At 45.0% G+C, this 11,386-nt stretch carries 13 protein-coding genes and 1 tRNA gene; 9 read left to right on the forward strand and 5 right to left on the reverse strand.

Features of this window, described 5'->3' with window-relative positions; translation table 11 throughout:
• Positions 1-70 precede the first annotated feature (70 nt).
• The 6 genes from NGM62_RS20810 (at position 71) to NGM62_RS20835 (ending at position 4,296) form a co-directional block, all read left to right on the forward strand.
• Complete coding sequence (locus NGM62_RS20810) at positions 71-691, forward strand: hypothetical protein (RefSeq protein WP_262250243.1); 621 nt, start codon at positions 71-73, stop codon at positions 689-691.
• Positions 692-719: 28 nt separating this feature from the next.
• Positions 720-1,085 (forward strand): hypothetical protein, encoded by a 366-nt coding sequence (locus NGM62_RS20815; protein ID WP_262250244.1) that lies wholly within the window; start codon positions 720-722, stop codon positions 1,083-1,085.
• 583 nt (positions 1,086-1,668) lie between these two features.
• Positions 1,669-2,601, forward strand: a complete 933-nt coding sequence (locus tag NGM62_RS20820; protein WP_262250245.1) for a hypothetical protein — start codon at positions 1,669-1,671, stop codon at positions 2,599-2,601.
• Positions 2,601-2,885, forward strand: coding sequence for a hypothetical protein (locus NGM62_RS20825; RefSeq protein WP_262250246.1), 285 nt, complete (start codon positions 2,601-2,603; stop codon positions 2,883-2,885). Before NGM62_RS20820 ends, NGM62_RS20825 begins: the two co-directional genes overlap by 1 nt.
• A 452-nt stretch (positions 2,886-3,337) precedes the next feature.
• The gene (locus NGM62_RS20830) at positions 3,338-3,757 is read left to right on the forward strand and encodes a protein-export chaperone SecB (protein WP_262250247.1); all 420 of its coding nucleotides are present in this window, start codon (positions 3,338-3,340) and stop codon (positions 3,755-3,757) included.
• Positions 3,758-3,762: 5 nt separating this feature from the next.
• The gene (locus NGM62_RS20835) at positions 3,763-4,296 is read left to right on the forward strand and encodes a hypothetical protein (protein ID WP_262250248.1); all 534 of its coding nucleotides are present in this window, start codon (positions 3,763-3,765) and stop codon (positions 4,294-4,296) included.
• Between the two features lie 196 nt (positions 4,297-4,492).
• Here NGM62_RS20835 and NGM62_RS20840 read toward each other — a convergent pair.
• Positions 4,493-4,564, reverse strand: a tRNA-Arg gene (locus NGM62_RS20840).
• Positions 4,565-4,609: 45 nt separating this feature from the next.
• A complete protein-coding gene (ychF, locus tag NGM62_RS20845; RefSeq protein WP_262250249.1) occupies positions 4,610-5,710 on the reverse strand; it encodes a redox-regulated ATPase YchF in 1,101 nt (366 codons plus the stop codon).
• Between the two features lie 74 nt (positions 5,711-5,784).
• On the opposite strand from ychF, the gene NGM62_RS20850 reads away from it, so the two are divergent.
• On the forward strand, positions 5,785-6,129 hold the full coding sequence (locus NGM62_RS20850) for a Rieske (2Fe-2S) protein (RefSeq protein ID WP_262250250.1): 345 nt from the start codon (positions 5,785-5,787) through the stop codon (positions 6,127-6,129).
• A gap of 18 nt (positions 6,130-6,147) precedes the next feature.
• On the opposite strand, the gene NGM62_RS20855 is transcribed toward NGM62_RS20850, so the two are convergent.
• From NGM62_RS20855 to NGM62_RS20865, 3 genes are read right to left on the reverse strand one after another with little or no spacing between them, the layout of a single operon-like run.
• Positions 6,148-7,110 (reverse strand): 2-hydroxyacid dehydrogenase, encoded by a 963-nt coding sequence (locus NGM62_RS20855; protein WP_262250251.1) that lies wholly within the window; start codon positions 7,108-7,110, stop codon positions 6,148-6,150.
• Between the two features lie 9 nt (positions 7,111-7,119).
• The gene (locus tag NGM62_RS20860) at positions 7,120-8,010 is read right to left on the reverse strand and encodes a fructosamine kinase family protein (RefSeq protein ID WP_262250252.1); all 891 of its coding nucleotides are present in this window, start codon (positions 8,008-8,010) and stop codon (positions 7,120-7,122) included.
• A 12-nt stretch (positions 8,011-8,022) separates the two neighbouring features.
• On the reverse strand, positions 8,023-9,579 hold the full coding sequence (locus NGM62_RS20865) for a hypothetical protein (RefSeq protein WP_262250253.1): 1,557 nt from the start codon (positions 9,577-9,579) through the stop codon (positions 8,023-8,025).
• Between the two features lie 982 nt (positions 9,580-10,561).
• Here NGM62_RS20865 and NGM62_RS20870 point away from each other — a divergent pair.
• Complete coding sequence (locus tag NGM62_RS20870; protein ID WP_262250254.1) at positions 10,562-10,855, forward strand: type II toxin-antitoxin system HigB family toxin; 294 nt, start codon at positions 10,562-10,564, stop codon at positions 10,853-10,855.
• Between the two features lie 4 nt (positions 10,856-10,859).
• Positions 10,860-11,216 carry a helix-turn-helix domain-containing protein gene (locus tag NGM62_RS20875; RefSeq protein WP_262250255.1) on the forward strand — a complete coding sequence of 119 codons (357 nt, stop codon included), beginning with the start codon at positions 10,860-10,862 and terminating at the stop codon, positions 11,214-11,216.
• The last annotated feature ends 170 nt before the right edge of the window (positions 11,217-11,386 follow it).

An 11,386-nucleotide genomic window follows, 5' to 3' on the forward strand; every position in this document is an offset into this window, starting at 1 on the left:
AAATATTTCAAAGAACAATTTCAGATTTTAATGGGACAGCAATGAATTTGTCTGACTAAAAGAAACAATCATGAACCATATTTACAAATACTTATTATCGGCAATCATTCTCTTAACGACCATCGGTAGCGGTAATGCTCAAAAGCATTATGTGTGGTGTCCCGACGATGTTGAGGTAAAGCCAAGAGCTGGAATGGCGGATGGTGCTGAGGTGGGCCTCGTGGTCTACGACGGACGCGTGATCAGTAAGAAGGGTAAAATAGAATGTAGCAGCGATGAGGTCACCAGCGCAATAGCGCACCTATTAGAAAAAGTTTATCCGTCTGTCCGCTTTGCTATCCTCAATGACTCGGCATATTACAAAAAAGGGACTCATGATAGGCCCACTTTAAAAATCGGTCTATCGGCCTACCATGCCGGATTTGGTGTCGATGTTTCCACCGGCGTTGGAATAGTTGGAGGGAGTTTTGCCGCCATGGCGTTTCCAAAAGGTGAATGGAACGCAGCCACGGCACTCTATGTGCAATTCGAGGACGGCGAATCCTCAACGGAAAAGGAAATTTCCAATGTGGCGTCACGCCCTAACGTGCTCGGGTATAAGAGTGCTCGTAAAGGCTTGCAGGAATCTTATGAAAAGTCAGTCCAGCAATTGCTGTTCTTCCTGGATAAAGAGCTTGCAAAGATTCAATGATTCCGTGTATACCCTTGAAACTAATGGTATGAGAATAATGAATAAAATCACAATAGCGGTGTTGGTATCTGCCGCCTTATTTTTAGCATTTAGAGCATTCACCAATCGGAATTACGTATCCACAAACAGGAAATCAGTGTCCACGGCTTCTAGAGATATTCATTGGAGAAGTCCTAATTCAGAAGAATTGGTAACCATAGGCAGAATGCTCGTAGCTAACAATATCACTGGATGCGGGGAATATCACGTTCAGGAGCCCACAAAAGGAGAATATCTGATCGGATGTACGCCGGACGGCAAGACTTGGAACTATTATGTAATGTGGCCACGTGTGGATGATAAGGTATACAGGGCAAATGACAAGATGTTAGAAGGGGTTAAAAGTCCGTATTGAGGTACATAAACTAGTGTATTCAGCCTTGCCAAGCATTACGCGCGCGCGTGAGACCAGTAGAATAATCCACACCAATGCACCTTGCTAAATGCATACCTTAGTACCGGTAGATATTTTGCAAGCGGCCCTGCCAACTGATGGGGCTGTTTTATATCCGCCTGCCATTCCCGTTGTAAAATCCCTAATTACGGGTATTGCTTGCGTAAGCGTGTAGCAATACCTTTGCCAAAGCCGGACACCTCATCACAGGGGGCGGTCACCGCCACGATGAGGTTTACATGCATATCACATATCCGGTGCAATAAAGCGCGGCTATTGGCCGTTTAAGGTGGTAAAGATTGTCTTTTCATAATTTAGGTTTATAATTGGTTAGTTTGAAAGCCCTGCGTCTCCCCGGCGCGGGGTTTTTCATTTGGAAATATGAAAACTAATTGATTATGTTTGCAATGTAGCTATGCAACCGACCAATGGATCTTAATATAGAGCAAGGCATATCATTNTGCGTCTCCCCGGCGCGGGGTTTTTCATTTGGAAATATGAAAACTAATTGATTATGTTTGCAATGTAGCTATGCAACCGACCAATGGATCTTAATATAGAGCAAGGCATATCATTAGAGGTAGAAGGCGAAATAGGGAAGTTTCAGACCTTACCTATTGAAAACCTTATTAACATCGCTCAAACCTTACAAGACTTGGTGTTAGCGGTTGCTAAGTATGACATTACAGCAAAAGACCTCATCCATTACGATAACTTCAAGATAGAAATCACTGATTTTATCAAAAGCAGTGCAGTGCCAGTATTTGCCCTGACCCCGAGGATAAGCCCCACCATTGATGATGTAAATGAGCAGAGAAAAGAGTTGTCAGAAAAGCTCGACGACATATTTCAGATAACAGGTTCGGGTGATTTCGGGAAAATAAAGGATATGTATCCCGACGCCGAAAGGAGAAATGAAATGGTCATGAAGCTACATGCATTCACGAACTCTTTTGGTAATTCTCCTGTGCGCGTAGGTGTTTATCGAGGTCAAGGACAGTTTGAAAATAGATACAGGGTTCGGAAGCTTACTGATAGGATTAAAAAGAATCTTTTAGTAACGATTGACGACCAAGCTATCGAAAAACCAATAACGGAAACAGCAATTGCCACTGTTCAAGTCACGAAAAGGAAAGATAAAAAACCGAGAACAACAATTAAGAAAGTTTATACTGGAGACACCCACGCGTTATCCGTAACGTTCAGCGAAATATCGTTTAAGGGGGTTGTCTACAACTTGAATCACGATCTGCTTTGTAATTATCAAATTGAAGACGGTGTTCACGTCATCAAATATGATGTGTTTGACCTTGTTGGCACAGGTGAATCCGAAGACGAGGCGAGGGATAGCTTTCAGGAAGAATTCGACCATTTGTATGATTGGTTGAACGTGATTGATGAATCTAAATTATCATTAAGGCTCTTGGCTATAAAGAATATTTTAAACCTAACCATAAAAGGAAAGAATAAAGAATAATGGTTGCCAACGGAAAGAAAGCCTACCAAAGCCTAAAAAAGAAGGGCTTTTCTGACTCGGTCTCAAAAAGTGATGACCATAAGTATCTTGAGTTCGTACATGACGGAAAAATCCATTTCTATACCAAGCTAAGCCATGGAAGTAAGAAAGATTTAGGATTGCCATTGATTACCCAGATGGCATTGCAATGCAAGTTATCTAAGAAAGAATTCATGGATTTGGTTAATTGCCCTCTGAGTAAAGAACGTTATTTGGAAATACTAAAAGAGAGGGGAGCGATTTAGGAAGTTGGACGGTAATGATAGAGAAACAGGTGGTTTAACGGGTGGGGAGGGATTTGGTATGGAGTTTGTCAAAATGTAGATGAAGTAACACTTTTTAACATTGTAGATGTTGTAAGTATAAGAAATAAATACTTCCTTTGTCACGAATTAGTTTGCATTAGTAACAATAACAAGTAGATTCTAATACAAGCACATTCTAAAGATTCACACTATGGCTACCATTTTAGAAAAATTGAAAAATGAATTTGGTAATCTAACAAGAAACCAAATCAAAGAGTTGTGGGAATCTGGTAATTTTTGGGATCACTGCGGCCCAAAAATCGATGAATTTTTAACTCACATCAGCATTGATCTTGATTCGGATCCGCCGAATTTAGATTATGCAAATTTAGAAATTAGTGATAACTTAGGTTCGAATTTTTATTCGAACCTTTTTTGTAAGTTTATATTTAATGGAAACAGCATCTTTTCAATTGAAGGACTACCAATTTACCCGAGTAGAACTTCATAAAGCTAACCTTAAAAGTACTGACTTAGGTCTTTCATTTGATGTTTCGGGTCAGTTTTCTAAAATTAATGGTGTCTCTAACTTTCAATTGACGTTTGAAACAATTGCTCAAAGCAAGGGAGCTGAAGACGATTTTTTACATATTGTTTGTGTCGCAAATTTTGTTTTCGAAAATGTTTCAACTCAAGAAGAAATCCCGGATTTTTTCTATACTAACTCGGTAGCAATATTGTTCCCTTATGTTAGGGCTTACGTGAGTCTATTGACATCTCAAGCTCAGGTACGACCTTTGGTACTACCTACATTGAATTTAACTCACCTCAGTGAACCTCTAAAAGCCAATACCACGACTAAATCTGAATAAAAGACATGATTAGGTCGGTTTACCAAACCTTAAAGTTTAAAGGTAATAACGAAGAAGTTCAGCGGCATGGCCCGTATAGATGCTCCGACAGCAAGGCTTGGCTGCATAAGGGATATTACTTTTGGGAACAGTTTATTGAACCAGCACATTATTGGGGGAAAACATGGAACAAAGGGAGGTACATCATTGCCCGTGGACAGTGCTTGATTACTGATTCTGAATTATTTGATTTGGTAGGTAATACAGAACACATCAAACAGATTCGTGAAGTATTTGAGTATTTAACGGATCAAGGGTTGGTAAATGAAAACACTACGGTCTCTCATGTAATAGATTTTTTAATTAAGATGGATACCTTTGACTTTATAGCAGCCCGAGCCATTACTACTGAATCCTTTGCCGGCTATAAATATCTAAGGTTGAAATATGAAGCGGGAAAGAAAACTAGCTTGATAATGAATCCAGCTATACAAATTTGTATTTATGACTTAGAAAGAGCATATTTCGAAGGGTTCGAGATCGTTTATACGCCGACTTAATAAACCTCAAGATTAATCAGCAACTACTTAAAGTAAACCCCATCCAGCCGGACGGGGTTCAAAGTGGTTAAAATTTACAGCCTCACGGCCTTGATCCAAAGGTACGGAATTATCGCCGGAAATACCCACCACTACTCAAACCGACAACGAAACCGACAACGACATAACGAAAAAAGGCCATTTAAGGCCTTTTTTGTGTTCCCGAAGGGATTCGAACCCCTATCTTCAGAACCGGAATCTGAAATTCTATCCATTGAACTACGGGAACGGGAGTGCAAAGATATTAATTAAAAACAAAAATTTTCGATTTCTTTTACACATTGAATCGGAAATGCATGATATCCCCATCCTGTACAATGTAGGTTTTACCTTCCACTGCCAGTTTGCCTGCCTCTTTCACCGCTGCTTCCGAGCCGTACTGGATGAAATCGTCGTATTTGATCACCTCTGCACGGATGAAACCCTTTTCGAAATCGGTGTGGATTACCCCGGCAGCTTGCGGTGCGGTAAATCCGTTCTCGATGGTCCATGCACGCACTTCTCGTACACCGGCAGTAAAGTAGGTCGCTAGGTTCAGTAACTTGTATGCTGCGCGGATCAGTTTGTTTACGCCCGACTCGGTGAGGCCGAGATCTTCCAGAAAGAGCTGGCGCTCGTCATAACTGTCAAGCTGAGCAATTTCCGACTCAATCTGAGCCGAGATCACCAAAATCTCCGCATCTTCTTCCGCAACGGCTTCCCGGACCCGGTCCACGTATGCATTGCCACCAGTAACCGATGCTTCGTCGACGTTGCAGACATACAGGATGGGTTTCACGGTAAGTAACGATAAGTCGCTGATGAATTCGAAATCTTCTTTGTTAATCGGTGCGGTCCGCGCCGACTTGCCAGCTTCGAGGTGGCTTTTCACCACAGACAGGATTTCGTAGCTTCGCTTTGCTTCTTTATCATTGCCGGTCTTGGCCTGCTTTTCTACTTTCTGGACGCGTTTCGTCACGGTGTCCAAGTCCTTCAACTGCAATTCGGTATCGATGATTTCCTTGTCGCGAACGGGATCAACCGACCCGTCCACATGCACCACGTTACCGTCATCAAAGCAACGCAGCACATGGATAATCGCATCGGTGTTGCGGATGTTGCCGAGGAACTGGTTGCCCAACCCTTCACCTTTGCTGGCACCCTTCACTAGGCCGGCAATGTCAACTATCTCGATGGTATTGGGCAATACGCGTTGTGGCTTTACCAATTCTGCAAGCTTGTTTAAGCGCTCATCGGGTACGGTAATTACGCCCACATTCGGCTCAATGGTACAGAAAGGAAAATTGGCTGCCTGTGCTTTCGCATTGGAAAGGCAGTTGAATAAGGTGGATTTGCCTACATTGGGTAGGCCAACGATGCCGCACTGTAATGCCATGAATTATCGAATTTTTTGAAAACGGGGCAAAGATAACAATTAGTATTGTCTTTAAGTACTATCTTTGAAGAAGCATGAAGTGGATTAAAATAGCAGATGAAGCGATCCCTGATACGGACGGCATCCGCAAAACGAGTATAGGGGGAAAACGTGTCTGTATAATACGTCAAGGCAACAAACTGCATGCTACCTCGGCACGTTGCCCTCATGCTGGCGCCGATCTATCCGGTGGGTGGTGCGAGGCGGGGCGATTGATCTGCCCGTACCATCGGCATGCTTTTAACCTGGAGACGGGAAGGGGTGATTCCGGGCAGGGAGATTACATAACCGTTTATCCGCTCGAAAAACGGCAAGGTCAATGGATGATTGGTATAAAAGAAAGTTGGCTTGGCCGTTTGTTTAAACAAAAAACACCCTAGCGGCTGTAGCCATTGCCACTAGTCGGTTATTTGATGTGGTATCTTTTCACCAGACAATGCAGCGATGATGTTCCGCGCTGCGGTGTTTGCCATTGCATTCCGGGTCTCTACCGTGGCCGAACCGATATGGGGCAATACGCAAACATTTGGCATGGCCAGCAGCGGATTGTCTGCCTGCATAGGCTCGGGGTTGGTAACATCCAGTCCGGCGCCCCAGATTTCTTTTTTGTTTAGCGCTTCTATGAGGTCGGGCTCGTTATGCAAGCCCCCGCGGGCGGTGTTGATGAATATCGCGGTGGGTTTCATTTTACGGAATGCCGCCCGGTTGAACCTCTCCCTGGTTTGGTCTGTTAAATTTGCATGGACCGATAGCACGTCACTTTCCTCCAGTAAAGTGTCAAAGTCTACGTAACGTGCATCCAGTGTGTCTGCTACGGAGTGTCTCGGCGATCGATTGTGGTAGATGATGGGCATGTCATACATCATCCGGGCTTTTTTGGCCATCTCATAGCCGATGCTGCCGAGCCCGAACACCCCCAAGGTCTTTCCGTAAAGCTCTACGCCAAGGTTTTCTGTGGGGAATGAAAAACTCCATTCGTTTCTGTTTATCCGCTGCGACGATTGGAATGCGTTTCTTGAAACCGTCAGCATCAGCAGGAAAGCCACATCTGCCGTTGCCTTGTTCAATGCGTCCGAAACATTGCTTACCGGCACACCATATCGGCGTGCCATGTCGATAGCGATGTGGTCGTATCCGGCACTCATGAGGGCTACAATCTTCAGGTGAGCGCACTGCTTGAAAAACTTTTCCGTCAGTCGGGTGGAGCTCGCATACAGCAGAGCATCTTTATCCTTGCAGTTTGCAATGACCTCGTCTTCGGATATCCGGCGGCGCTCCTGGTTAGCCGTGACAGAATATCCCCTGGATTTCAATAACTCGATTCCCACCTGGGGGATTTTGGTTGAAACGAAAATCTTCATAGTACGAATTTACAGATACTTTTTCAGACGGCGTTGCACCGCATCTAAATATGAAGTGCCGAATAGGTTGAGGTGTACCAGCAATGGGTAAAGATTCCACAGGTCAACGCGGTCCCTCCAACCGGGCTGCAGTGGATATGCTTCGTGATAGGCGGCATAAAAGCGTCCGGAGAAACCACCGAATAGCCGCGTCATGGCGATATCCATCTCGCGGTTGCCGTAATATACAGCGGGGTCTATGAGAGCCGGTTTGCCCGGCTCGGTAATCAGGTAGTTGCCGCCCCATAGGTCGCCGTGCAATAGGGAAGGGGGTTCATAGGGATATAGGGAGGCCAGTTTGGCGAACAATTGGTCGAATTGCTTTTGCAAGTGGCTGTCGGTGAGGTGGGGTTTTGCCATATCCAGTTGAGCTTGCAGTCGCTGATGGATGAAGAAAGCTGTCCAATCTCCGGCAACGGCATTGCTTTGGGGAAGTCTGCCAATGAAGTTGCCGTGGTCTAAACCATAGCTGGCTGACTGTTTCCGGTGGAGGCTAGCCACCATACGGCCCAGCAGTTCTTGTGCGGTATCCTCATTTACATCGTTGTATGCAGTCGCCAGCCATTCCATCAATAGAAACGCCTCACCATGGGCCTGACCTACCGTAAACGTCCGTGGAGCTCTAACGCCAGGAACCCTTCGTATAAGTGCCAAGCCATCAGACTCGGCCAGAAACATCCGGTTGGCATCAGGAGTGTTGTTTACTTTGAGGAAGTAAGCGGCAGATGGTGTTTGGATGCGGTAAGCCCGATTGATGTCGCCTCCGGATACGGGTACAATAGATTGGATGGTGAAATCGTGTGGCGAGCTATCCTTGATGGCTGCGACCAGCGTTTGAAATAAGGATTGCGAAAGGACCATGTGCGGCGACCTTTATAAAGGCTTAATAAATACCGGGGATCCCGTGAGCTGAATGTTTCCCGTTGCTTCGCTTTCCTTATTCTCCCAGCTGGTCTGCGTAGCTTTTTTAACGCCCAGTGCTGCTGGGAATGTGTATTTTGCTGTAGTGTTTTCGTCAGAGCCGCTGGTTTTGGCCCATAGCACATAGATATAATCTTTGTCGTCCGTGCTGTAAAATGCGCCACCGTCAACATTGGCCGGCAATTGCAACGCCTCCGTTGCTGCCGGATCGTATTGGCGGGTACCTAATAGGTGGCTAACTGTACGCCAAGCTATGCCGCCCGGCGTGATGGTTGCATTATAGGGGCCTGAGGAGATGTTCTGGTAGAAGCCCATCGCGTGGTACGGGTTAGTGGCCTGTGCTAACGCTGTACTCTCGGCCGGTCCGTACACGTAAATCCCGCTGATACCCGCTTTTTGTGCAACGACTGCTGCTTTGATCAGAAAATTCCGTTGTACCTCATCGCCGCCAACATACCCATCGATGGCTTTGCGGGGGATATTGCTTTCCGTTACGATGAATGTTTTTTCGGGTTTGGTGTTTCCATCGTACGAATAATCGTGCAGCACCTCTTGGAATGCATTTTTATGATCGACAACAGCTGCGGCTGCCGCATCTGAATTTTGGTTGCTGCCCAAATCATACATCGGATAGACGTGGTAGCTTAGGCAATCGAACCACTCACCTCCTTTTTTGGGGTAATCAGTGCTGACACTTCCGCCATTCGGGTTATCTGTATTGCGTAATATCGCATCTAGGAAGGTAGGGTAGCCCAGCCCACCCACGCAAACGAGCCCATCGTTATCCAGCTGCCTGACGATTTCGTACGTGATGCGGAGCATTCGCACGTACGATTGGATAGGGGCTGCAAATGTAGTGAGGTCGCATGGGTCGGGGTCGGAACGGTCCCAGGTTTGGGTGGCCGCCCAATTGTTGGTATAGTCCGGTTCGTTCCAAACCTCCCAGTGTTTTACGTAAGGGCCGTAAGTCTTTACGACATTGTAAACGTAGTTGGCGTAGTAGTTGTTGGGGTTTACGTTGCCTGAAGACAACCATATCGGCTCGTAAAGGTTTGCGAACGTTTGCGATTGCGTACCATTGCAATATTTGGTCTGGTCGCGGTGCTCGTCTGCCGGCCCGTTTAAAAAAATGGTATGGTCCATACCTCCCAAACGCTGGTACGTCTCAAATGCATTTACGCGGATGTCGTAGCCCCATTGCTGTACGAAGCGGTCATACATCGCCGGGCGTAAGCTGTTTACACCCGCGCCGGCGATATCTTTAGCCGGGTTGCCGATTAAGATTTCAGCCAATTGCTCGTCGGACCAGCCCGCGTACGCGCCCATATTGGAACCATAAAGGAATAATGATCCGTTTCCACTCGGAGGTGTGGTTGTTTGCGGTGGAATGGAATCTGTATCCGTATCCGTGCCGTCTGGCAAATCAATACCGACTTTCCCCTTCCCGCATGCGCCAAAAAGCGAGATAAGGAGGATTACAAGCAGAGGATAGATACCACGAAACATCATCGTTTTAATAAGCGGGCGTTAACTAATATGTTGCCTTTTCAGGAAAATGCAAAAAATAAACTTTAACTAAATATCGTTAACCTACTCAAAAGTTATACCAATCGTTGTTGGGCGATTTGCCTAATTAATGAAAGCGAGACGATTAGTGATAAGAAATCAGAAAAACAAGGGAAAGTGTGCCATTTTTCGGGGTGCCCAGAAAATCTTTTTGGCTCACTTTTTTTTGTGAAAGTGGTCTGGTTATATCAAAAGCATCGGTTTTTGCGTTTTTCGCAAACAACTACACGCATGTAAAAGCAATTTGCAATAGGGAAAATGAGAATTTCAATAGTGTAAACGCAAATTTCAATGGGGTAAAAATGATTTGCCCGCTTGCAAAAGTGAATAACACGCGTGCTAATCGGAAATGCGCATGTACAAAAGCAAATTGCAATAATGCGAGATCAAATTTCAATAGTGAAAAAATGCTTTGCACACGTCTAAAAGTGAATAGCACCCGTGTTAGCCGGAATGACACACGTGCGAAAGCAAATTCCAATATTGCAAAAATAATTCGCATGCTTGCGAGAGTGAATAGCACCCGTGTTAAACGGAATAACACACATACACAAGCAAACAGCACTTGAGTAAAAGACGATGACGTACGTGCAAGTGGGTATTGCGACCGTATAAAGGAATCCTCCGTCAATTTCAGCAGTTTTTCCATAAAGTGTTTTTTGAACGGTCGTCCAATCGGGATGACCTGATTTAGGGATAGGTGAATTTTGTTGTGCGATATCTTTTTTAGATGGGTCGTGTTGGCGATGTACGACTTATGCGCCTGCTCAAACTAACGCCAGTGATAAGGTAATCGTTGTGAGTTTCCTGAAGAAATTCAGCTGCATCATAAGGGTGTATGGTTTAAAGATACGGAACGACAAGATACGGGAATAGATAGTTTGTAGTTTCCCGTTATGGGAACCATTTGTTATCTTTGTTGTCCATGAGGATATTTTCACGGAGTACGCTAAGAGATTTTTGGCAACGGCATGCAGACAGTGAGCAGCCATTGAAGTCATGGTATCAGGAAGCCGAACGGAGCCAGTGGCGCACACCGAACGAAATTAAGGCGGAATATCCAAGCGCAAGCATATTGGCTGACAATCGGGTGGTGTTCAACATCAAGGGCAATAACTACCGCCTTGTCGTCAAAATCAACTATGACTATGGCGCCGTTTGGATACGCTTTATAGGCACTCACGGGGAGTATGACAAGATTGACGCAACTAAAATTTAAGGATATGGAAATTAAACCCATCAAAACGGAAAAAGATTACCAAGCCGCTATGAAGCGATTGGAAACCATCTTTGACGCCAAGCCGGGAACGTCCGAAGGGGATGAACTGGAGGTGTTGGGAGTGCTTATCGACAACTATGAGCGCACACACTTCCCCATTGACCTGCCCGATCCCATTGAGGCCATTAAATTCCGCATGGAGCAGATGGATTATTCCAATAAGGACTTAGCCGAGATTATCGGATTTAAAGGCCGTGTAAGTGAGATACTGAACCGTAAGCGTAAATTATCCATCAATATGATTCGCAAGCTGCATGCGTCCATGCAGATACCAACAGATGTGTTGGTGCAGGAGTATTGAAAAAGGATTTGGTTTACAGCTTCATGAAAGTTATAACGATTGACGGGAATTTTATTCTGAAAAAGGTATAAAAATTATCACTATTAGCAATTCTTCGGGGTTCTTAGCTGATACCTTGGTAGTGTATAATTAGTCATCCCTTAAATTCTGTACAACACACTAACAGTCAG

The sequence above is a fragment of the Parapedobacter soli genome, from assembly GCF_025460835.1.
GTDB lineage: Bacteria > Bacteroidota > Bacteroidia > Sphingobacteriales > Sphingobacteriaceae > Parapedobacter > Parapedobacter soli.